Consider the following 24,339-nt stretch of genomic DNA (forward strand, 5'->3'; position numbering starts at 1 on the left):
TTTGTTGTTAAAACAAAGCTTTTTTTGATAAAAATAGTTCTGTATAAATATTTTTTTAAGAATTTTTGTATAATATTGCCAAAATTAACCTAAATATAAGATTGAAAAAATTCCCTCATTATAAGCAGGCAGATTTTAAAGACTGTGGCCCCACATGTCTAAAAATTATAGCCAAACATTACGGTAAGACAATCCATATTCAGGATCTTAGAGACTTTAGCGAGACGACCCGCGAGGGAAGCAATCTCCTGTTTCTGAGTGATGCCGCCGAGAAAATCGGTTTTCGGACTTTGGGGGTGAAACTGAGCTTGGAAAGGCTGGAAGAAGCTCCTCTGCCGTGCATTCTGCATTGGAATAAAAACCATTACGTTGTGCTTTATAGAATTAAAAAAGGGACTTACTATGTTTCTGATCCTGCATTTGGGCTGATTGAATACAATAAGGAAGATTTTTTAAAATTGTGGATTGGCAGCAATGCCGGCAATGAGACGAAGGAGGGAATTGCGCTGCTGATCGAAGCAACACCTAAATTTTTTCAATCTGATTTTGATAAAGAAGATCGTAAAGGATTAGGTTTTGGAATCTTGTCCCAATACGTGATCCGATACAAATCGTATCTTTTTCAACTAAGCATTGGGTTGCTAGCCGGGAGTTTGCTGCAGCTGATATTTCCTTTTTTGACCCAGAGCATTGTCGATGTCGGAATCCAGAACCAGAATATCCATTTTATTTATCTAATTCTCTTTGCCCAACTGTTTCTCTTTGCTGGAAGAACAGGTCTAGAGCTCATAAGAAGCTGGATACTGCTTCATCTCTCCACGCGTATTAATATTTCACTGATTTCAGATTTCTTTATCAAGCTAATGAATCTTCCGATTTCTTTTTTTGATGTGCGAATGACAGGTGACATCATGCAGCGTATAAATGACCATCACAGAATTGAAAAAATACTGACCACATCGTCTTTAAATGTGCTTTTTTCTATTATCAACATGTTTGTGCTGGGAGGAGTTCTGGCTTATTTCAATGTAAAGATATTCTTGGTGTTTTTTGCTGGAAGTCTTCTTTATTTTGGCTGGATAAGCATGTTTTTAAAACGGAGGGAGGTTTTAGACTACAAACGTTTTGCGGAAGTTTCCAATGAGCAGGGGAAAGTTATGGAGCTTATTAACGGAATGCAAGAAATTAAGCTTCATAATGCCGAAAAACAGAAGCGATGGGGTTGGGAATATGTCCAAGCGAGGCTCTTTAGGGTTTCGATAAAAGGACTGGTTTTAGAACAATCGCAAACCATCGGGTCGTCGGTAATAAATGAATTAAAGAATATCTTCATTACTTTTTTATCTGCAAAACTAGTTATCGACGGTTCCATCACGCTGGGGATGATGCTAGCAATTAGTTCGATTGTAGGCAGCTTAAACGGCCCAATCGCGCAGCTTATCCAATTTGTGAGAGAGCTTCAGGATGCTAAAATTTCATTGGCAAGGTTGTCTGAGATTCACGAAAAAGAAGATGAAACGCAGCAGGAAGAGCATCAGTCTCATGATGTCCCTTTTGATTCAGATATCGAATTAAAAAATGTCTCCTACAGATATCTAGGCTCAGATATTCCTGTTCTAGATAGTTTAACTTTAAAAATTCCAGCCAATAAGGTAACGGCAATTGTCGGAACCAGCGGAAGCGGAAAAACAACGCTGATGAAGCTGCTTCTTAAATTCTATGAACCCGAAAAAGGAGAGATTCTAATTGGAAATTCACAACTTAAAAACATATCGCAGCATGCCTGGAGATCAAGCATTGGGGCTGTAATGCAGGAAGGATTTATTTTTAGCGACACCATAGCCAATAATATTGCCTTTGGAGTAGATAAAATTGATAAGGAGCGACTGGTTTATGCTACAGATGTGGCAAATATCAAACAGTATATAAGCGAATTACCATTGGGCTATAATACCAAAATCGGCGCAGAAGGGGTAGGAATGAGCACCGGACAGAAACAGAGGATGCTGATTGCTAGGGCAGTGTATAAAAACCCTGAAATTCTGTTTTTTGATGAGGCAACGTCAGCTTTGGATGCCAACAATGAAAAAGAAATTATGCAGAAGCTTGATATCTTCTTTAAGGACAAAACCGTGATTGTAATTGCGCACCGATTAAGTACTGTAATGAATGCGGATCAGATTGTGGTTTTGGATAAAGGCAGAATTATTGAAATCGGAAATCATGCTGAGCTGGTTGGACAAAGAGGCAGTTATTTTGAGCTGGTTAGAAATCAGCTGCAGTTAGGGAATTAATTATGGCAGAAAACAACGATACATTTGAATTAAGAAGCGAAGAGGTTCAGGATATCCTGACCAGAGTGCCACATTGGATGATACGATGGGGAACTGTTTTAATATTTGCCATTATTATCATGCTGTTTTTTGTTTCCTGGTTTGTCAAATATCCGGATGTCGTGAAAACCGAAATCGTCATTACAACCAATATCCCGCCGGAAAAAATAGTGTCAAAATCTTCTGGGCGCATTGAAGCAATTCTAGTCACGAATAAAATGCTGGTTGAAAAAAACAGCACTTTGGCCATTATTGAAAATACAGCCAATTATAAAGATGTTTTCCTGCTGAAAAAGATTGTTGACGGTTATGATATAAACGGCTCAAAGAAAGAATTTCCTTTTGGACTGTTAAAAAACACACAGTTAGGCGAAATAGAAAGCGCATTTGCGGCATTCCAGAAGGATTATCAGGCTCAGGAACTAAATAAAGACCTGCATCCTTTTCAGGTGGAAAGCAGAGCGCAGCAGTCTGAGAAAATCCAGATAAGCGAAAGGATAGAAATTCTGCAGCAGCAGAAAGTGATAAATGAAAGGGAGCTGGATCTCCAGAAAAATGAAGTGGCCCGATTTGAAACTTTATTCAATAAAGGAATTATATCTGCTCAGGAAATGGAAGCGAAAAAATTAGGTTTTCTTCAAGCGCAGAAGAATTACAGAAGCCTGCTGTCATCAATTTCTCAGCTGAAATCTTCTCTTATTGACAATACAAAATCGAGCCAGAATCTGCAGATAAACAGCACCAAAGAAGAAGTTAATCTCGGACGCAGCGTGTCACAATCTTTCTATCAATTGAAAAAAGTGATAAGGGACTGGGAGCTGGCTTATGCGCTAAAATCTTCCATCAGCGGTAAGGTGACTTTTCTGCAGGTCTGGAATGAAAATCAGACTATCAATGTTGGAGATAATGTGTTTTCAATAATTCCGGATGCTAAAAACAGTTTTATAGGAAAAGTAAAAGCGCCGGCTTTAAATTCAGGAAAAATTAAAGTGGGGCAGCGCGTCAATATCCGTCTGGCCAATTTCCCTGACAGAGAGTTTGGGGTTTTAAAAGGCGAAATCAGAAACATTTCACTGGTTCCCGATAAAGATGGAAACCTGCTTATAGACGTGGCTCTTCCAGATGGACTGAAAACATCCTACAATAAACAGATTGCCTTTCAGCAGGAAATGAAAGGAAGCGCAGAAATTGTAACCGAAGATCTGCGTTTAATCGAAAGAATTTTGTATCAATTTAAGAACATTTTTGAACAAGTTTAATACCAATTTTAACTAACCTAAACCACCCCAAGTTATCAATGAAAAAAACAGTACTCATTACATTTTTACTCTTATTTCAATACTCCTTTTCAAAACCAATTACAGAAACTCAAAAGTTAGCCGCAACCTGCAAAGTTTGGGGGTTTCTAAAATATTATCATCCAAATGTTACCGATGGAAGTAAAAATTGGGATGAACAGCTATTTCAAATTTTGCCAAAAATCGAGGAAGCTCAGACCTCTGAAGCATTTTCTTCAGTTCTAGAAAATTGGATTGTTTCTTTGGGAGAAATTAAAAAACAAGAAATTCTAAAACCCGATGTAAAAAAAGAATATTTTGACAAAAACTTCGACTTGTCGTGGTTTAATAATAAGGAGCTGTTCTCGAAATCACTTTCAAAAAAATTAAAGTTTATTGAAGAAAACAGGAATAAGAATCAACAATTCTATTACACTTCTAATCCCTATATAGAAGTAATAAACGAGGTTAAGTACAAGGAATTTAAATGGACGGATAAGAATCTGCGTCTTTTGGCTCTCTTTCGTTATTGGAATCAAATGGAATACTTTTTTCCGTATAAATATAAAATGGACCAAAGTTGGGATTCTGTTTTAATAGAAATGATGCCTCGATTCAGTAATCCAGAATCTGAAATGGATTTTGCATTAGCGATGCGTGAAATTTCAATAAAACTAAACGATACGCACGCTTCGACTCAAATGAGGCAGATGTATGATTATTTTGGAGATAAATTTATTACTGCTGATGTAGCTTTTATAGATAATATAGCGGTTGTTGTTGCTTTAAAAAATGATTCACTAGCTAAAATTGATGATTTTAGAATAGGAGATGTGGTTACAAAAGTTGATGGAAAAGCAGTAGGAGATTTAATCAAGGAAAATTTGAAGTATGCAGAGGGCTCTAATTTGCCTGCAATTTTAAAAAATATTTATTGGGCTGTTTTCAATGGAAAAACAGAATCAATCGAAATCGAATTTATTCGTGACAACACTACTTCTGTTAAAAAAGTTAAACGTTACACCTATTCAAAACTAAGAATCACAAATGCTAAAAATGCAGAGAAATGGAAATTATTGGATGATAGTATTGGGTATGTTGATGTTGAGAGAATAAAAGCAGAAGAACTTCCTAGTGTAATGAAGCAATTTGAAAATACAAGAGCAATTGTTTTTGACGCCAGAAAATACCCCCAAGAACCAAATATTGAAGAAGACATAGCACAATATTTATATCCAGGAGAAAAAGCATTTGCAAAATTTATAGATGCAGACTTGACATATCCGGGGAGATATGTTTGGAGAGAAGATCAAAAAACGGGAAAAACAAATGCTGATTATTATAAAGGCAAAGTGATTATTTTGCAAAATGAAAAAACGCAAAGCCATGGGGAGCATTTAGTAATGTGTCTGCAAGCAGCTCCAAATGCCACAATCATTGGTAGTCAGACTTCGGGTGCAGATGGTGGAACATGCAGATTTGAAATTATAAAAGGTTATTCAACCATATTTACAGGTTTTGGAATTTTTTATCCAAACGGAAAAGAAACACAAAGAATTGGTATTGTTCCAGATATCGAAGTTAAACCAACAATTTTAGGTATTCAGCAAGGTAAGGACGAAGTTCTTGAAAGAGCAATTCTTTTTGCTAAAAATGGTAAATAATTAAAAAATAACAGTAAAAAAATAACAGTAAAAAAATATCATGAAAAAAATCATCGTTTTTTGTTTAATATTATTGGGAACTGCTGCTTATTCTCAAAAATTAGATTGCATTAGATTTAAGAATGGAAAGTTTGCGGCTCCAGCTTTTCCAGATGAATACGCTATTCGAAAAGATTCTATTGAAGAGTGTTATTTTGATAGTAAATTGCAAACCGTTTGGAGTGTCAAATGGCTTAGTGATTGCAAACTTGAAAGGGTTTGTATTAAAAATTTTGGAGCTGAGAATGTTAAAATTGGGGATAAAAGTGTAGCAGAAATAATTTATACAGACGATGAATGCGTTACTTATAATATAGTATATTTTAATGAAGAAAACCCGAATGGAATAGATTTTCAAAGAGGAGTGTGTCTGCAAAAAGAATAATTTATTTAAAGATGTTTTTTACATCTTTAAATAAAAATCTTTAGTCAATTCAATATATTCAGGAGTATAAACGTGTCTGTCGATTTCGATAATAAGTTCGTCGATTTCAATTTCAGGAACTTCATTACGGCTAAAAGCTAATAAACTACGCTTAATTTCCGATTTTGGAGTTCCTTTAACTCTAGTGATTTTTATTGGATAAAGTTCTGATTCTTTTGCTAGGGCAATAAATTTTTCTTCTTCTTTAAAGGGAATAATTAAAGCAAATATTCCGTTTTCTGAAAGTAATAAATCGGCAGCTTCAACCAATTCTTCAAATGGCATTGCGTCTTGAAAACGAGCTAAATCGCGTTGTTCGTTTTCAGTTTTATAGTCTTCAGCATAAAAAGGCGGATTCGAAACAATTAAATCATATTCATCTTCCGGTTCTTCAATAAATTCATCTAAACCAGCATGAAAGCAGAATAAGCGATCGGCCCAAGGGGAACTTTCAAAATTTTCTACCGCTTGTTCGTAAGCGTCTTCATCAATTTCAAGCGCATCAATTTGTTCAGCATGAGTTCGTTGAGCGAGCATTAAGGCAATAATTCCAGTTCCAGCGCCAACATCTAAAATACTAAACGGATTATGATGAATAGGAGCCCAAGCGCCAAGTAAAACACCATCTGTGCCTACTTTCATAGCGGTTTTGTCTTGTTTAACAGAAAATTGCTTAAACTGAAACATAGTAAATTCTAATTTATTATTTAAGATTTTGAATTCAGATAAGAAACTGAACACTTAAAACTGAGACTGAACACTAAATTAAAGATACATCTCCACAAGACCTTCAGGAAGATCCATGATTACTTTTTTGTTTTCGCGATCAATTTTAACCAAGAAATGGTCAATCATTGGAATTAGCATTTCAACTTCGCCATTTAAAACTTCGAAAAGTGGCTGAGCAGTAGAATCATTTATCGAAGTTATTTTGCCAAAAATACCAAGACGTTTGTCTTCAATTTCGAAACCAATAACTTCATGATAGTAGAATTTGTTGCCAGTAAGTTTTGGCAACATAGATAAAGGAAGGAAAACACCGTTTCCGATTAAAGCGTCTGCATCTTCTTCGGTATTAACATCTTCAAAACTAACTCTTAAAAAGTCGTTTTTATGTAAAGAGCTTTTTTCAATAAAAAAAGGAACCAAGTGTTTGTTGTGTTCAACAAACACTGATTCCAGATTTTCGTATAACTCAGGTTCATCTGTGTCTAAATAGACTAAGACTTCACCTTTGAAACTAAATTTTTTAGCGATTTTACCTAAATAAAAACAATCTTCTTTACGCATTATCGCCAAGTAAAAATTATGCTTCAGTTGTTTCGTTATTCTCTTCAGCAGCAGGAGCTTCTTCAGCTTCAACTTCAGCAACTTCTTCAGTAGCCTCAGCAGCTTGTTCAGCGGCAGCAGCTTCAGCTTGTGCAGCAGCAGCATCAGCAACACGTTTAGCGTTGATTTCTTGCTCAGCTTTTAAAGCTTTTGCTTTAGCATCAGCTTTTGCTTTAGATAAACCATCTTTTTTAGCATCAACTTTTCCAGCTTTTGATTCTAACCAAGCAGTTAATTTAGCATCTGCTTGCTCTTGTGTTAAAGCACCTTTACGAACTCCTCCATCTAGGTGGTGTTTCAATAAAGCACCTTTGTAAGAAAGGATAGCTCTTGCAGTATCAGTTGGTTGAGCACCGTTGTGTAACCATTTAACTGCGCTGTCAAGGTTTAACTCAACAGTTGCTGGGTTAGTGTTTGGATTGTAAGTACCGATTTTCTCTAAGTATCTACCATCTCTTTTTGAGCGTGCATCTGCAGCTACTACCCAGTAAAAAGGTTTTCCTTTTTTACCGTGTCTTTGTAATCTAATTTTTACTGACATAATCTAGTGATTAAATTTTGAGGTACTCGACCTCTGTTAATTAAGGGCGCAAAGATATAATTTTTTTATGAAAAACACGTTTTAAAAGGCAATAAATATACTGGAGTCGTTTTTTTAGCATTTTTTTGACTTTTTAAATTTTAGGGTTTAGCTCTTAATACGATACTTTTGCAGCAAATTCATTTTAAATATGAAAAAATACTTTTGTTTTTTATCACTTTTACTACTAGTTGTATCCTGCACATCAGAGGATGTGACGTCTAATAATAAAGCTTTTCAAGCCTTAAAAGATAATGTTTTTTGGAGAGCACAAGTTTTTCAAGCTGGTATAGAGACCGATGGGTTTTTTACTATTGAAGGTTCTTTAGATTCCGATCAGATAAGATTTCAGATTCCTGAACCAGCTAAGAAAACGTATTTTTTAGGTGTAGATGATGATACGAAAGTTGTTTATAAGAAAACATATAAAGGACAAGAAGCAGAATTTAGTACTGGAACTGGCAAAGGAAATGGAGAAATTATCATTACAGAATATAATGCAATCGATAATACCATTTCGGGCACGTTTAAATTTACGGCGGTTAATGCTGATGCTGATGCTGAAAAACAAACAATTCATTTTTCAGAAGGTGTTTTCTATAAAATTCCTGTAACACCAGAACATAGCATTGTTGCTGCGAATAATTAAGTTCTGATCGAAGTATTTCTGGTTAAATCAAAATAAAAACTTAAATAAACTCATAACATAGTGGATTAGATAGAAATAAGATTACATTTGCTTATTATTATAAATAAATATCTATGAATATTTTTGTTGGAAGCCTTCCATTCAGTATTGAGGAAGCAGATTTAAGAGAGTCTTTTGAGGCTTATGGAACAGTTGACTCTGTTAAAATTATTACTGATAAATTTACTGGAAGAAGTAAAGGCTTTGGTTTTGTTGAAATGCCAAATGATAATGAGGCTCAAAAAGCTATCGACGAATTGAACGGTGCTGTTGTTGCAGGACGTACAATCGTTGTGAACAAATCTGAGCCAAAACCAGAAGGCGAAAGAAGAAGTTTTAATAACAATCGTGGTGGAAATGACCGCGGTGGTTACGGAAACAACCGTGGTGGAAACGACCGCGGAAACAGAGGAGGATATTAATATTTTTTTTCTAAAATATAAAAGGGATCAACGAAAGTTGATCCCTTTTTTTGTTTCAGGTTTTATTTGTTTCAAGTTTCACGTTCCAACAACCTGAAACAAAATAAACTGTTATACATTCGTAGCTAACCAGTCACCAACTTCTTTAGTGCCGTATGCTTTGCCTCCATTAGCTAAATCTTCTGTAACTACTCCAGCTTCTAAAGCTTTATTTACAGCATCTCTCATCGCTTTTCCTTCTTCCATCAATCCGAAATTTTCGAACATCATGGCAGCAGATAAAATAGTAGCCATTGGGTTAGCAATGTTCAATCCGGTAGCTTGTGGATAAGATCCGTGAATAGGTTCAAATAAAGATACTTCAGCTCCCATAGATGCAGAAGGCATTAATCCCATTGAACCTGAAATTACAGAAGCTTCGTCTGTTAAGATGTCTCCAAATAAGTTTTCAGTAATTAATACGTCATAAGAATTTGGCCATTGAACTAAACGCATTGCTACAGCGTCAACAAATTCGTAGCTAACTTCAACCTCTGGATAGTCTTTTTCCATTGCCTGAACCGTTTCTCTCCACAAACGTGAAGTTTCCAAAACGTTTGCTTTATCCACGCAACATAATTTTTTAGAACGTGTCATAGCTAATTCAAAACCTTTTTTAGCTAAACGCTGTACTTCAGCTCTTGTGTAAACGCAGTTATCGTATGCTGTATCTCCGTTATCTTTTCTTCCTTTTTCGCCAAAGTAAATTCCGCCTGTTAATTCTCTTAAGAAAACTAAGTCAGTTCCTTCGATTCTTTCTCTTTTTAGTGGCGATTTATCTAATAAAGATGGGAAAGTAAAAGTTGGTCTTACGTTTGCGAACAAACCTAAAGCTTTACGCATTTTTAATAAACCTTGCTCTGGACGTACTGGTGCAGAAGGATCATTATCGTATTTTGGGTGACCAATTGCTCCAAAAAGAACAGCATCAGCATTTTTACAAACTTCGTGTGTTGCATCTGGATAAGGTTCACCTACTGCATCAATTGCAGCAGCTCCAGTTAAAGCGGGTTTCCATGTAATTTCGTGTCCGAACTTTTTTGCAACAGCATCAGATACTTTTACTGCTTCATTTATTACTTCTGGTCCGATTCCGTCGCCGGCTAATAGGGCTATGTTTAATTTCATTCTATATTTTTTAAAAGGTTCTAAGGTTCTGAGTTGCTAAGCTTTTAAGTTTTTCTTCTTAGTGGCTTAGTTTTTTTTAAAGGTTCTAAGGTTCTGAGTCGCTAAGGTTCTAAGGTCAAAGAAAAATCTTAGAGCCTCAGAACCTTAGTGGCTTAGCCCCTTAAGTAATTATGTTAAGCATTTTTTGCGTTGCAATAATCGCTGCAACAGTTTGATCTGAATCTAATCCGCGGGTTTTGAATTCTTTTCCGTTATTTGTCCATGTAATAATGGTTTCGCACAACGCATCAGAACTACTTCCCGGTGGGATTCTCACGGCATAATCGATTAATTTTGGAAGCGTTAGTTTTTTGCTTTTGTAAATCTTCGATAAAGCATTCATAAAAGCATCAAACTGACCGTCTCCTTGTGCGTTTTCTTCGATTATTTCTCCGTTTAAATTTAAAGATAAAGTCGTAGATGGGCGCATCCCTTTTGAATGAACCAGCATATAAGAATTTATTGTGATTTTTTCTTCGTAAGTATGACTGTCCAAAACATCAGAAATAATGTATGGAAGATCTTCCTTAGTTACGGTTTCTTTTTTGTCGCCTAGTTCGATAATTCTTTGGGTAACCAATTTCAAATCTTCGTTGTTTAGTTTTAAACCTAATTCCTGAAGATTTTTTTCAATATTGGCTTTTCCAGAAGTTTTTCCGAGAGCATATTTTCTTTTTCTTCCAAAACGTTCTGGAAGAAGATCATTGAAATAAAGATTGTTTTTGTTGTCTCCATCGGCATGAATTCCAGCTGTTTGTGTAAAAACGTTATCGCCTACAATTGGTTTGTTGGCAGGAATTCTATATCCAGTAAAAGTTTCCACGAGTTTGCTTACGGAATACAATGAGGTTTCTTTTACATTGATATTTACTTGCGGTAAATAATCGTTGATTACGGCAACCGTGCTTTCAAGAGGTGCATTTCCTGCGCGTTCTCCCATTCCGTTTACCGTTACGTGCAGTCCATTGATTCCGGCTTTTATCGCTTCCATAACATTGGCAACGCTTAAATCGTAATCATTGTGCGCATGGAAGTCAAAATGAATGTTTGGATATTTTGCTCTGATTTTCGAAATAAATTCAAAAGTCAGAGACGGAATTAAAACGCCTAAAGTGTCAGGAAGTAAAACTCTTTTGATTGGCTGAGTTGCTAAGAAATCCAAAAATTGAAATACATAATCTGGAGAATTTCGCATTCCGTTGCTCCAGTCTTCCAGATAAACATTGGTTTCAATATTATTTTCTTTTGCTAAAGCAATGATTTGAGCTATTTCAGAAAAATGTTGTTCAGGAGTCTTTTTCAATTGATGCGTTAAGTGATTCATTGAACCTTTGGTCAATAAATTTTGAACTTTAGCGCCAGCTTTTTTCATCCAGTCAATTGAAACGCCTCCGTCAACAAATGTCAGAACTTCAATTCTGTCAATGTAACCACGTTCTTCAGCCCATGAAGTAATACCTTTTACGGCCTGAAATTCTCCTTCGCTTACGCGGGCAGAAGCAATTTCGATTCTATCAATATTTAATTCCTCCAACAATAATTGCGCAATGGTTAGTTTTTCTGCAGCAGAAAAAGATACTCCTGAGGTTTGTTCACCATCACGAAGCGTCGTATCCATTATTTCAATTTTTCTTTTTTCCATTATTATATTGTTAGCTTTTGCAATAAGACAATGCTTACTATTTTATTTTTTTGTTATCAGAATTAGACCAGTTGACCAGCACATTTTTGTCAACTGAATGTCTGTTCTGTTTTCTAAATCCTGAATAAGTCTTTCGACATTTTTATCATGATTTAGCGGCCAGTTTGGTTGAGGAAGCATATCATCAATTAAATAAATTCCGCCAGATTTCAATAAGTTTAGAGTTTCATCTAAAACCACATATTTTCCTGGCCATGCGTCGGCAAAAATCAAATCGAACTTTGAATTGTCGTAATTTAAAATCCAATTTTCGGCATCTTCACAAACGAATGAAACGTTTGGATTCTGAATATGTTTTTTTGCAATTCTTTGATATTCTGATGAGTTGTCAATTGTAATTAATGTTGAGTTTTTACTCATTCCTTCAATCATCCATGCAAGTGACAATCCTGTTCCAGTTCCTAATTCTAAAAAGTGGCCATCTTTTTTTGTAGCAACCAATGTCCTAAGAAAACTCCCTGTTTGCAGATCAGAAGGCATTGAAAACGAAATTTTTTCCGAGTCGGTTTTGATCTCTGAATACGATTTTGGCAATTCAATGTTGGTATCGATCATTTTTTGTGGAAGTGTTTTATTTAACTTATAAAGACCCGACAGGTTTCAAAAACCTGTCGGGTCTCAAAGGACTGAACCTGATTTTTTAGTACGGAAGTTTATCGGCGAAAGCCTTAATATCTTCCTTCATGTTTTGTAAATAATCAATATCGTCAAAACCATTAATCATGTTATTTTTTTTGTAACCGTTAATAGCAAATGATTCTTGCTCACCAGTTGACAATAAAGTAATTGTTTGGTTTGGAAGGTTGATTTCTAATTCTGTATTTGGATCAGCTTCGATGGCTTCGAAAATGTTTGCCAAAAACTCAGGGCTGATTTGTACTGGCAAAACACCAATATTTAAACAGTTTCCTTTGAAGATGTCAGCAAAGAAACTAGAAACTACAGCACGGAATCCGTAATCGTAAACTGCCCAAGCGGCATGCTCTCTAGAAGATCCAGAACCGAAGTTTTTTCCTCCAACTAAGATTTTTCCGCTGTAAGTTGGGTTATTTAAAACGAAATCAGCTTTTGGAGTATCGTCTCCATTATATCTCCAGTCTCTAAAAAGGTTGTCTCCAAAACCTTCACGTTTTGTAGCTTTTAAGAAACGAGCTGGGATGATTTGATCTGTATCTACGTTCTCAATTGGCAGTGGCACTGCACTGCTGGTAAGTATATTAAATTTATCGTATGCCATTTTTTTTGTTGCTTTAGGCTGTAGGCTGTAAGTTTTAGGCTTTTCCTACAGTGTATTATTTTTTTTGCTTTAGGCAATAAGCTATAAGCTGTAAGCCTTTTCAGGTTGCTGTAAAAAGCTTAAAGCCTATTGCTTAAAGCTTACAGCGAGAATTAGAATAATTCTCTCGGGTCTGTTAGTTTTCCTGTAACAGCAGCTGCAGCAGCCATAATCGGACTTGCTAAAAGCGTTCTTGAACCAGGACCTTGACGACCTTCAAAGTTTCTGTTTGAAGTACTTACTGCATATTTTCCAGCAGGAACTTTATCATCGTTCATTGCTAAACAAGCAGAACAACCCGGCTGACGTAATACGAAACCAGCTTCAGTCAAGATATCTAAAATACCTTCTTCTTTAATCTGTGCTTCAACAACGTGAGAACCCGGAACTAACCAAGCGGTAACATTATCTGCTTTTTTTCTTCCTTTTACGATTTCAGCAAAAGCTCTAAAATCTTCAATACGTCCGTTTGTACAACTTCCTAAGAAAACGTAATCGATTTGTTTTCCAATCATTACATCATCTTCGTTAAAGCCCATGTAAGCCAAAGATTTTTTGTAAGTTTCCTCGCCGCCTTCAACTTCTTTTGCACTTGGGATATGTTTTGTGATACCAATTCCCATACCTGGGTTTGTACCATAAGTAATCATTGGTTCAATGTCTTCAGCTTTGATGTTTAATTCAGCATCAAATACAGCATCAGCATCAGTTTTTAGCGTTTTCCAGTATTCAACCGCTTTTGTCCAAGCTTCTCCTTTTGGAGCGTAAAGTCTTCCTTCTAAGAAATCAAAAGTTGTTTGGTCAGGAGCAATCATTCCTCCACGAGCACCCATTTCGATACTTAAGTTACAAACTGTCATACGACCTTCCATAGTCATGTTTTCGAAAACATCACCAGCATATTCAACAAAATAACCTGTTCCTCCAGAAGTAGTTAATTGAGCAATAATATAAAGTGCAACGTCTTTTGGACCAACACCTTTGCTTAATTTACCGTTTACGTTGATACGCATTTTCTTTGGTTTTGGCTGCATAATACATTGTGTAGAAAGCACCATTTCAACCTCAGATGTTCCGATACCAAAAGCGATAGCTCCAAAAGCACCGTGAGTAGACGTATGTGAATCTCCACATACAATAGTAGCACCTGGCAAAGTAATTCCGTTTTCAGGACCTACTACGTGTACAATACCATTTTTTTGGTGACCTAATCCCCAGTGCGAAATTCCGTATTCGTTAGCGTTGTCTTCAAGAGCTTGAAGCTGATTAGCTGAAAGCGGATCTTGAACTGGTAAATGTTGGTTTATGGTTGGTGTATTGTGGTCGGCAGTTGCAAAAGTACGTTCCGGATATAATACGTTAACGCCTCTTGATTTTAATCCTAAAAAAGCAACAGGACTCGTAACTTCATGAATGAAATGGCGGTCAATAAAAAACACATCTGGTCCATCTTCAATTTTACGCACAACATGTGAATCCCATACTTTGTCAAATAATGTCTTACTCATTTTTTATTTTTTTTAATTGTAATTTCTATAACCACAGCAATTTCCTGTTCATTATAATAGCAAAACAAAAGTAAAAAAAGATAAAAAAGCGTCAATTTCAATATTTCATTATATACGATACCCAAACTAATTTACAAATTGTCAAATGGCTTTTGCAAACTAAAATTTGAAAGAAAAATGATTAAGAAACTGATTTAGCTTTTCTTTTTCGGCTTTAATTTTTCTTGTTTGTTTTTTGTTTTAATAGTTTGCAAATTTATCTCAAAACCAATACAAAATATAAGAATTTGTTTGAAAAAATCTAACAAAATGAATGAAAATAGTAATAATTGTTAGTTTTGATTTCTGTGTAAAAAGTGTGGTTTTTGGGTTTTTTAAAGCTTTTAAAGGAGTTTTTCGGATGTTATTTAGATTGAATAAAGCACCAAAATACTACGACATCCAAGAGGTGTATTTTTATGAAATTTTATGATTATATGAGATAATAAATGTTGTAAAATTTTATCGGAACTAATCTCATAAGTTATCACGAGAAAAAAATTATCTCTTTAAAGCAAAGTGCCCTTTTTGAATTTTGCCATCACTAAATTTTATTTGAAACCAATAATCATCAGATGGTTGAGGGATATTATTGTAAGTACCATCCCATGAAGTATTGTTTTGAGTTAATTCTTTTAGAAGCTTGCCATATCTATTAAATATAGTTATTGAGTATTTTTTATTTGTTGAACCCTTTAGTTCCCAATTATCATTGTATCCGTCTCCGTTTGGAGTGAAAAAAGCAGGATAGTCTAGTAATGTAACTTTTTCTTCTAGAAATCCGCAACCCTTTACTTCTCTCGCAAAGATTGTATAATCGCCGCCTGAAAGATTACTAAAAACATTTTCTTTCTGATAATAATTGCCATCTAAAGAATATTCATACTCTAGTCCTGTATTGATTACAATTTCTAAACTGTTTTTATCGCTAAAATCATTTGTTTTTATAAAGTAATTGGGGATTTCTGAAATTGTTTTTTTCGTAACCGTTATTTCGGCTTTATCAATTCCGCAAATACCATTGTCGACTGTATAGGTATAGATTCCTGAATTATCAAATAAGGGATTAAATAATCCATTTCCGTTTGATAAATTTGGGCTCCATGATCCACCTTCATCTGGATTGCCTTTTAAGAAGTTAAATAGATTAACAGGGTCATTGTTAATGCATATTGATAATGAGTTGTTCTCTCCGGCATTTGGTAATTTCAAAACATTGACAGCGACTTCGGAAATGCTATTTTCGCAAGAACTATTTAATATAGTGTATTTGTAAATTCTTGACGGGTCTTTTTTGGGATCAAATACTCCACTTCCGCTTGCCAATGCCGGACTCCATGTTCCGCCTGTGTTAGGTGAACCATTTAAGCTGTTAAATAAATCTGTAGGATTGTCGTTGTAGCAAATGTTTAAATGTCCATTTTGACCAGCACTTTGATAGGGGTCGACTTTAACTTCGACTTCAGTGTAGATAGTACCGCAATATTGATTTGAGATAGTGTACTTATATATTCCTGGAGGATCCAATTTAGGATTAAATATTCCGTTAGGATTTGTTAGGGCAGGAGTCCAAGAGCCTCCTTTTTCTGGAGTTCCTTTTAAAATTGAAAAAAGATCTATTGGATTTTCGTTTACGCAAAGAGATATATTGCTATTTTCCCCAGTATTTGGTAGTTCTTGAATATCGACTAATATTTCGGCTTTGTCGCTTAAACAAGATCCGTTTGTAATGGTATATTTATAAAGACCTTTAGCATCAACTTTAGGATTGAAGATTCCAGTTCCACTTGATAAATTGGGGGTCCAAGTTCCGCCTTTGTCTGGAGTTCCTTTCAAAATAGTATACAAATCTACCTTTTCACCAGATCTGCAAATGGTTAAAGTATTGTTTTCTCCAGCATTTGGCAATAAATCTTTTAGAACAGTTACTTGAGCACTTTTAGTCCCACATTTGCCATTTGAAATAGTATAGGTATAAACTCCAGAAGGATCAATTGAAGGATTAAATATTCCAGTCCCACTTGCCAAATTTGGATTCCATACACCTCCTCGGTCGGGATTTTCGGTTAAATAATTAAAAAGATCAAGAGGTGTTTGATTTGTACATATTCTTAGACTTCCATTTTTTCCTGCACTCAAAACATTTGAGGTTTGAAAATCAAAGATGCCATCATTATTACTGTCCAATGGAGTAGTATAGCCATTTGATGCAGAAATCACCAAGCCATTTGCATCAACAATGCAAGGCGAATTCCCTAAGAATCCGTCACCATCATTATCATCAAATCCAGCTTCGATTACGTCATAACATCCATCATTATAGCTATCTAAATCTCGAGAATCGGGAAAACCGTCTCCATCAGTATCCCTGTTTGGAATCCCGTTTTCTTCTACAATATCCAGAATTCCGTCGTTATCATCATCTAGATCGACATCATCTAAAATTCCGTCTTTATCAAAATCAGGAATGCATTCTTGTTTTACTTCGCTTTCATTGCTGCATTTTGATGGGTTTCCTATAATTTCTGTTAGACCATTTTTTAAGGGAGAGGAAAGTAAGTTACAAATTGCAGAACAGTCGGTAAGAGAAGAGTTGTAATATATTGCAAGTGTTTTATAACTGGCACCTGTATCAGCTAATTGTGTTAAAGATTGAAGGCCTTCTAAACTTTTTAAAGATGGGTTGTAATTAATATCCAGACTACCTCCAATTTTATTTAGATTTTTAAGTCCCTTTAAGCTTTCAAGTTTGGTATTGGCTAAAATTTGTACAACACCCGCAACTGATTGAAGATTGTTAAATCCATCAACTGATTCCAATAATTTAGTACTTGCAATTATAATCCATCCTGTTGGTGGCGTAACGCTTCCAATTGATTTTAAATTTTTAAATCCTGATAATGAAGTTAGGCCTGAACCATAAAGCGTAAATCCAGAACCAATAATTTCTAAGCTTTCAAAAGCAGGAATGGTTTTTAAGGATGTAGAACCAGTGCCAAAAAAATCCATTTGAAAAAAACGCTCTATTCTTTTTAAATTTTTAAAACCCTGCACAGAAACTAACGAATGTGCATTTAAGTTAAAATCATGCCCAATAAATTCTAATGCATTAAAGCCGTCAATTTCTTTTAGAACACTTGGGACATTGCTAGTGGTGATAGAAAGATCGCCACCAATTATTTTTAATGAATTAAATTTTGGAATTTGTGTCAAACTGCTATTATCACTTATTCTTAAGTGATTGGTAACTTCAACTAATTTTTCAAAACCAGTAATTGTTTTTAATGATAGTTCATAGAATTGTAAATTACCTTTTATAGTTTCTAGATTTTTAAATCCGTCAATTGTTTCATTGAGATAGTTTTCGTAAATGTTTAAATTGCCGTTTATAGTTCTTAAATTATTAAAGCCAACCAAGTTTTTAAGTTGTGTGCCTCTTATTAATAATTCACCTCCTACATATTCCAAATTATAGAAATTAGAGACATCTGATATTTTAGAATATTCGATTTTCAAATTACCTTCTACTCTTTTTATTGAAGTTAATTTCGAAAAATTATAAGCGTCTCCACCGATAGATAAATTTCCATTAATAACTTCACAATTAGGGTATGAAGCTACAAAATTATCAACATCTGTCTGTTTGTATAGTAGAACATCGCTCGGCGGACACTGGGCAAAAAGAAAGTTAAAAAATAAGAAAAAGAATAAATATATTAATTTTTTCAGCATATAAACTCTACTTGGATGGAAGCCAAATGTAGTTTAATTTTTTAAAATTTAACACAAATATATTGCTTTAAAAGTTTTTCTTTTTCTTAGAAAACACATTTGAAATTGATAATTATGTTTAACAATTTAGAGCTTTATTTTCTCTAAAAAAGACGTAAATTTGAATCCTCTCCATGATTTAGAAAGCAATTTTTCACACTCCATATAATCAAGTGTTTATATTGGAAAAGCCTTGGATTTGGAGCTTAATTTTTGTATTTTCACTCTATGTATTTAATATTCGATACCGAAACAACCGGATTACCAAAACGCTGGGATGCCCCAATCACCGATTCTGATAACTGGCCTCGCTGTATACAAATTGCTTGGCAGCTTCATGACGAAATGGGACAGCTTATTGAGCATCAGGATTACTTGGTAAAACCAGAAGGATTTAATATTCCATATGATGCCGAGCGTATTCACGGAATTTCAACTGAATTGGCTGAAGCCGATGGAATCTCACTGGCTGAAGTTTTGGAGAAATTCAATATTGCTTTAAGCAAAACCAAATTCATAGTTGGTCAGAATTTAGGTTTCGACGTTAATATTATGGGAGCCGAATTCCATAGAATGGGAGTTGAATCTCAAATGAGTTCAATGCCGGTTTTGGATACTTGTACCGAAGTTACCGCTTCGTTATTGCAGCTTCCTGGAGGTCGTGGAGGAAAATTCAAACTTCCAACTTTGACCGAATTACACAGCTATCTTTTCGATCAGCCTTTCGCGGAAGCGCACAACGCAACTGCCGATGTTGAGGCAACTACACGTTGTTTCCTTGAATTGGTTAGAAGAGAAGTTTTTACAAAAGAAGAATTAGACGTTCCGAAGGAATATTTCAAAGAATTTCAGGAAAGAAATGTTGAGCCATTTAAGTTAATTGGTTTAAAACATATCAATTTAAAAGCAGCTTCTGATAAAATTAGAGAGCAGCTTAAAGCTTTAGCTGGAGAAGGACAGCAAAATGTTGTTTCAGAAGAAGATAAAGCCGATTTTAAAGCAGCGAAATTTGCGCATTTGCACAATCATACGCAGTTTTCAGTACTTCAATCGACTATCGGAATTGGAAACATTGTAGCTGCTGCAGCCAAAAATGGAATGCCTGCCGTTGCCATGACGGATACTGGAAACATGATGGGAGCTTTCCATTTTGTGAGCGCTGTAATGAACCACAACAAAGCGGCATCTGGAAAAAATAAAGCTCTAGTTGAAGCTGGAGAAGAGCCAACTGAAACGGAGGTAAAGCCAATTGTAGGCTGTGAATTTAATATCTGCGAAAATCACCTAGATAAAAGCAAAAAAGACAACGGTTATCAAGTTGTTTTAATGGCTAAAAATAAAGCGGGTTATCACAATTTGGCCAAAATGGCTTCGATCGCTTACACGGACGGATTTTATTATGTTCCGAGAATTGACCGCAGGATTGTGGAACAATACAAAGGAGATATCATGGTTTTGTCTGGGAATTTATACGGAGAAATTCCGAGTAAAATCTTGAACATTGGTGAAAATCAAGCTGAAGAAGCTTTAATTTGGTGGAAAGAACAATTTGGCGAAGATTTCTATCTTGAAGTTATGCGCCACAATCAGGAAGATGAAAATCGTGTCAACAAAACCCTGATTGAGTTTTCACAAAAACACAATGTCAAATTAATTGCGACTAACAATACTTATTATTTAAATAAAGAAGATGCCAATGCGCACGATATTTTACTTTGTGTAAAAGACGGTGAAAAGCAGGCAACACCTATTGGACGTGGACGTGGTTATCGCTACGGACTTCCAAATCAGGAATATTATTTCAAGTCGCAAGACGAGATGAAAAAGCTTTTTGCTGATTTGCCAGAAGCGATTATCAATATTCAGGAAATTATTGATAAGGTTGAAGGATATTCATTGTATCGAGATGTATTACTTCCGAAATTCGAAATCCCCGACGAATTTATGGTTCCCGAAGATGAAGAAGACGGTGGTGTACGTGGAGAAAATAAATACTTGAGACACCTTACTATGGAAGGTGCCAAAAGACGTTATGGCGAAATTACCGAATCGATTCAGGAACGTTTGGATTTTGAGTTAATGACGATTTCGAACTCCGGATATCCTGGTTATTTCTTGATTGTACAGGATTTCATCGCGGAAGCAAGAAAAATGGATGTATCGGTAGGACCAGGACGTGGATCTGCAGCGGGTTCTGCTGTTGCATACTGTCTTGGAATTACAAACATTGACCCGATTAAATATGACTTACTTTTTGAGCGTTTCCTAAATCCTGACCGTGTATCGATGCCCGATATTGATATCGACTTTGATGACGAAGGTCGTGGGCGTGTAATGGAATACGTAATCAACAAATACGGTCAAAAACAGGTGGCCCAGATTATCACTTATGGTAAAATGGCAACCAAATCGGCAATTCGTGATACGGCACGTGTACTGGATTTACCATTATTCGAAGCCGATAGAATTGCGAAACTGATTCCAGGAATGATGCCGTCAAAATGGAATTTGGCGCGTTTTATTTCGGAGAGTGAAGAAGAAGTTAAAAAAGCGCTTCGTTCAGACGAATTTGATAATGTAAAAGAATTAATCGCGATTGCCAATGAAGATGATTTGGCAGGAGAAACCATTCAGCAGGCAAAAATTCTGGAAGGGTCGATGCGTAATACCGGAATTCACGCTTGTGGGGTAATCATTACACCATCGGATATTACGAATTACGTTCCCGTAACAACAGCAAAAGATTCCGATTTATATGTAACACAGTTCGACAACTCGGTTGCAGAAAGTGCCGGATTGCTGAAAATGGACTTCTTGGGTCTGAAGACCCTTACGCTGATAAAAGATACCGTAAAACTGGTAAAATATAGAACAGGAATTGATCTCGATCCTGATACTTTTCCAATTGATGATGAAGAAACGTATGCACTTTTCCAAAGAGGTGAAACGGTTGGAATTTTCCAATATGAGTCGCCTGGGATGCAGAAATACATGAAAGACCTGAAGCCTACGGTTTTTGGAGATTTAATTGCGATGAATGCATTGTATCGTCCAGGACCTTTGGAGTATATTCCGTCTTTCGTTCGAAGAAAAAACGGCGACGAAGAAATCAAATACGATTTAGATGCCTGTGCCGAATATTTATCGGAGACGTACGGAATTACGGTTTACCAAGAGCAGGTAATGCTTTTGTCTCAGTCTTTAGCAGGATTTACAAAGGGTGAGGCCGACGTCTTGCGTAAAGCGATGGGTAAGAAGCAAAAAGACGTACTTGATAAAATGAAGCCGAAGTTTGTTGAACAAGCTGCAGCAAAAGGTCACGATGCAAAGGTTCTAGAGAAAATCTGGAAAGACTGGGAAGCCTTTGCGAGTTACGCCTTCAACAAATCGCACTCGACTTGTTATGCTTGGATTGCGTACCAAACGGCTTATTTGAAAGCACATTACCCTGCAGAATATATGGCAGCGGTACTTTCGAATAACATGAACGATATCAAACAAGTTTCGTTCTTCATGGAAGAATGTAAACGTATGGGATTACAAGTTCTTGGGCCAGACGTAAACGAATCCTACTATAAATTTACGGTAAACGATGATTACGCAGTTCGTTTCGGAATGGGAGCGATTAAAGGTGTTGGTTCTGGAGCCGTAGAAACAATTGTGGAAAACAGAAAAGATGGAAGATATAAATCAATTTTTGATTTGGCAAAGCGAATTGATTTGCGTGCGGCCAATAAAAAAGCGATTGAGAATTTAGCACTTGCCGGAGGTTTTGATTCTTTTGAAGGAACAACCAGAGCGCAATATTTCCACGATGATGGCGACGGAATTACTTTCTACGAAAAAGCAATGCGATACGGATCGAAATTTCAGGAAAACGAAAACTCTTCTCAAGTAAGTTTATTTGGAGAAACCAGCGAAGTTCAAATTGCAGAACCAGTTGTGCCTCCGTGTGAAGATTGGAGTACAATGGAAAAACTGGCAAAAGAAAAAGAGGTTGTTGGAATCTATATTTCTGGACATCCGCTTGATGATTTCAGATTTGAAATGAAATACTTCTGCAATAACCGATTGGAATCGTTGAAAAGCATGAATGAGTTTGTTGGAAAGAACCTAATGTTTGCTGGAATTATCAATAACGTTCAGCACCGTGTTGCTAAAAACGGAAAGGGCTGGGCAGCTTTCAATTTAGAAGGTTATGATGAAAGTTATGAGTTTAAGATTTTTGGAGAAGAATATTTGAAATTTCGCCATTTCTTGATTCAGAATAATTTTGCCTTTTTGAAAATAATGATTAAAGATGGCTGGGTAAATCATGATACAGGTAAAAAAACAGATCCGAGAATGCAGTTTGTCGAGATTCGCCAATTACAGGATATTTTGGAAGCTTTCGCCAAAAAGCTTATCGTTTTATTGAATATAAAAGATTTGCATCCAGAGTTCATTCATAAGTTGAGTCATTTGTTTGCTGAAAATAAAGGAGAGAATTCTGTGACTTTTGAAATCATGGAGCTGGAAAAAATAAAACGTTTGGTTGAGGTAGAAACTCCAACAGATTTTGAAGCAGATGACGCTGTTTTTCAAACCGAAAATGAAAATGAAGATAGTGCGATGGAAGATGCAAAGATTCAAGAGGTAAATGAAGTTGAAGAAATAAAAGTGGTAACAAAATTAACGATGCCTAGCCGTCGTTTAAAGGTTAGAATCTCAACTGAATTACTGCAAGAATTGGAGAAAATGCAGATTAATTTTAAACTGAACTAAAAATTTAACAGTTAAAATTTAGACGCATGTTAATTTTTTATGTTAAAAATATGCGTGCATAATAGTTTTTTAGTAATATTGCCCAAAATTACAACGTTTTCGTTCCAAGTCTAACTTTGCAAACGGTAAGAATGTGTTAAAATATTCTATGTTTGTACTAATCAATAAATCAAAATTATGAAAAAGAACCTATTTTTATTAGGATTATTAGTTTGCTCTATGGCCACAATGGCGCAAACAGAAAAAGCGGACAAACCAGAAAGCTGGTATTTTAAATTGGGAGGATCTTATTTTAACCAAACAGCTTCAACTGAGTTTCCAACTGTTGGAGGAAATGCTGCATTAGACAGAACTTATGTAGGAGGAAAATTAGTTTCTGAAAAAAGTATTACAGGTTCTTTTGGACAAGGTTTTAGAACTGGTATAACTGCTGGTTACCGTTTTTCTACACGTATTGGAGTTGAATTAGGAGTTAATTATTACTCTAGTAATGATAAAACTATGGCACAGACTACTTCAGATCAGCCATATATCCCTACATCTGCAACTACAGGAATTTACAACTTTAAATCAGTTGGTCAAATTACAGCTTTTGATTTAGCTCCTGCAATTGTTATGTTTTTAGGAGAATCTAACGGATTTGAGCCTTATACTAAAGTTGGGGTTTTAGTTCCAATTCATGGAGATTTAGAAATTAAAACAGATGCTGTTGCTCCAGTAGGAGTTAATCCAGGTACTGGTGCTCCAGTTTTTGGAAATGTTCATAGCGTTGATAAAGTAAAACCAAACCCAACTATCGGATTTACAGCTGCTGTTGGTACAACTTACAAACTTACATCACACCTTTCTGCTTTTGCTGAATTAGAGTACCGTAACTTTACTGTACATGGTAAAACAAAAGAAACAACTGACTTTACAGTAAACGGAAATGATGCTTTAGCTACTAGAACTACAGCTCAAATTCACACTAATTACAGAGATGGTTTAGATGTAAATTCAAACAATGCTCTAACAAATCCAAATGGAGTTAATAAAGATAAACCAATGGATGAGTTAAGTTCTTATGTTGGAATCTCAGGATTAGGATTAACATTAGGTATCAAATACAGCCTATAATTTTCCAATTTTTTTTATAGTTTATAGTTTACAAAAAGAGGATATTCGAAAGAATATCCTCTTTTTTATGTGCTTTTTTTGTCATTTCGATTTCTATGATAAAACCAAATCTTTTTCATAAAAGGTTTGTTTTTTTATTACTGCAAAAACTCTATGTATTATTTTGTTTCTAACAGCATTTAAAACACTCATTTTGTTTTT

Annotated in this window: 17 protein-coding genes; 8 read left to right on the plus strand and 9 right to left on the minus strand. The window is 35.5% G+C overall.

What is annotated here, in order from left to right; translation table 11 throughout:
- Nucleotides 1-101: 101 nt before the first annotated feature.
- The 4 genes from AC5ZCW_RS06225 to AC5ZCW_RS06240 are packed head-to-tail and all read left to right on the plus strand — an operon-like array spanning nucleotide 102 to nucleotide 5,698.
- The gene (locus AC5ZCW_RS06225; protein WP_496118534.1) at nucleotides 102-2,294 is read left to right on the plus strand and encodes a peptidase domain-containing ABC transporter; all 2,193 of its coding nucleotides are present in this window, start codon (nucleotides 102-104) and stop codon (nucleotides 2,292-2,294) included.
- A gap of 2 nt (nucleotides 2,295-2,296) precedes the next feature.
- Nucleotides 2,297-3,592, plus strand: a complete 1,296-nt coding sequence (locus AC5ZCW_RS06230; RefSeq protein ID WP_343540438.1) for an HlyD family secretion protein — start codon at nucleotides 2,297-2,299, stop codon at nucleotides 3,590-3,592.
- A gap of 38 nt (nucleotides 3,593-3,630) precedes the next feature.
- Nucleotides 3,631-5,274, plus strand: coding sequence for a S41 family peptidase (locus AC5ZCW_RS06235; protein WP_496118537.1), 1,644 nt, complete (start codon nucleotides 3,631-3,633; stop codon nucleotides 5,272-5,274).
- 40 nt (nucleotides 5,275-5,314) lie between these two features.
- On the plus strand, nucleotides 5,315-5,698 hold the full coding sequence (locus tag AC5ZCW_RS06240; RefSeq protein ID WP_496118539.1) for a hypothetical protein: 384 nt from the start codon (nucleotides 5,315-5,317) through the stop codon (nucleotides 5,696-5,698).
- Between the two features lie 18 nt (nucleotides 5,699-5,716).
- Here AC5ZCW_RS06240 and AC5ZCW_RS06245 read toward each other — a convergent pair whose 3' ends face one another.
- The 3 genes from AC5ZCW_RS06245 to AC5ZCW_RS06255 all read right to left on the minus strand — a co-directional run bounded on the left by AC5ZCW_RS06245 (nucleotide 5,717) and on the right by AC5ZCW_RS06255 (nucleotide 7,607).
- Complete coding sequence (locus AC5ZCW_RS06245; RefSeq protein ID WP_496118541.1) at nucleotides 5,717-6,424, minus strand: tRNA1(Val) (adenine(37)-N6)-methyltransferase; 708 nt, start codon at nucleotides 6,422-6,424, stop codon at nucleotides 5,717-5,719.
- A 78-nt stretch (nucleotides 6,425-6,502) separates the two neighbouring features.
- Nucleotides 6,503-7,027 carry a ribosome maturation factor RimM gene (gene rimM / locus AC5ZCW_RS06250; protein ID WP_281634556.1) on the minus strand — a complete coding sequence of 175 codons (525 nt, stop codon included), beginning with the start codon at nucleotides 7,025-7,027 and terminating at the stop codon, nucleotides 6,503-6,505.
- A gap of 16 nt (nucleotides 7,028-7,043) precedes the next feature.
- A complete protein-coding gene (locus AC5ZCW_RS06255) occupies nucleotides 7,044-7,607 on the minus strand; it encodes a 30S ribosomal protein S16 (RefSeq protein WP_281634557.1) in 564 nt (187 codons plus the stop codon).
- Nucleotides 7,608-7,797: 190 nt separating this feature from the next.
- Between AC5ZCW_RS06255 and AC5ZCW_RS06260 the strand changes: the two genes are divergently transcribed.
- The gene (locus AC5ZCW_RS06260) at nucleotides 7,798-8,295 is read left to right on the plus strand and encodes a DUF6252 domain-containing protein (protein WP_343540431.1); all 498 of its coding nucleotides are present in this window, start codon (nucleotides 7,798-7,800) and stop codon (nucleotides 8,293-8,295) included.
- A gap of 113 nt (nucleotides 8,296-8,408) precedes the next feature.
- A complete protein-coding gene (rbp, locus tag AC5ZCW_RS06265; RefSeq protein ID WP_177211265.1) occupies nucleotides 8,409-8,756 on the plus strand; it encodes an RNA-binding regulator in 348 nt (115 codons plus the stop codon).
- Nucleotides 8,757-8,867: 111 nt separating this feature from the next.
- Here the strand turns inward: rbp and leuB are convergent, their stop codons facing one another.
- From leuB to AC5ZCW_RS06295, 6 genes are all read right to left on the minus strand, one after another.
- Nucleotides 8,868-9,923: a 3-isopropylmalate dehydrogenase gene (gene leuB, locus AC5ZCW_RS06270; RefSeq protein WP_496118544.1), complete on the minus strand. Its 1,056-nt coding sequence runs from the start codon at nucleotides 9,921-9,923 to the stop codon at nucleotides 8,868-8,870.
- 160 nt (nucleotides 9,924-10,083) lie between these two features.
- Nucleotides 10,084-11,604 carry a hydroxymethylglutaryl-CoA lyase-like TIM-barrel protein gene (locus tag AC5ZCW_RS06275; protein ID WP_496118546.1) on the minus strand — a complete coding sequence of 507 codons (1,521 nt, stop codon included), beginning with the start codon at nucleotides 11,602-11,604 and terminating at the stop codon, nucleotides 10,084-10,086.
- Nucleotides 11,605-11,646: 42 nt separating this feature from the next.
- A complete protein-coding gene (locus tag AC5ZCW_RS06280; RefSeq protein ID WP_496118548.1) occupies nucleotides 11,647-12,219 on the minus strand; it encodes an O-methyltransferase in 573 nt (190 codons plus the stop codon).
- An 85-nt stretch (nucleotides 12,220-12,304) separates the two neighbouring features.
- Nucleotides 12,305-12,901, minus strand: a complete 597-nt coding sequence (leuD, locus tag AC5ZCW_RS06285) for a 3-isopropylmalate dehydratase small subunit (RefSeq protein ID WP_012023386.1) — start codon at nucleotides 12,899-12,901, stop codon at nucleotides 12,305-12,307.
- 152 nt (nucleotides 12,902-13,053) lie between these two features.
- Nucleotides 13,054-14,448, minus strand: coding sequence for a 3-isopropylmalate dehydratase large subunit (gene leuC / locus AC5ZCW_RS06290; protein WP_121362563.1), 1,395 nt, complete (start codon nucleotides 14,446-14,448; stop codon nucleotides 13,054-13,056).
- Nucleotides 14,449-14,988: 540 nt separating this feature from the next.
- Nucleotides 14,989-18,219: a T9SS type B sorting domain-containing protein gene (locus tag AC5ZCW_RS06295; protein WP_496118551.1), complete on the minus strand. Its 3,231-nt coding sequence runs from the start codon at nucleotides 18,217-18,219 to the stop codon at nucleotides 14,989-14,991.
- 267 nt (nucleotides 18,220-18,486) lie between these two features.
- Between AC5ZCW_RS06295 and dnaE the strand changes: the two genes are divergently transcribed.
- Both dnaE and AC5ZCW_RS06305 read left to right on the plus strand, forming a co-directional pair.
- Nucleotides 18,487-23,022, plus strand: coding sequence for a DNA polymerase III subunit alpha (gene dnaE, locus AC5ZCW_RS06300; protein WP_496118553.1), 4,536 nt, complete (start codon nucleotides 18,487-18,489; stop codon nucleotides 23,020-23,022).
- Between the two features lie 177 nt (nucleotides 23,023-23,199).
- Nucleotides 23,200-24,138 carry an outer membrane beta-barrel protein gene (locus AC5ZCW_RS06305; protein ID WP_281634564.1) on the plus strand — a complete coding sequence of 313 codons (939 nt, stop codon included), beginning with the start codon at nucleotides 23,200-23,202 and terminating at the stop codon, nucleotides 24,136-24,138.
- Nucleotides 24,139-24,339: the final 201 nt, after the last annotated feature.

The sequence above is a fragment of the Flavobacterium sp. PLA-DH12 genome (assembly GCF_059511845.1).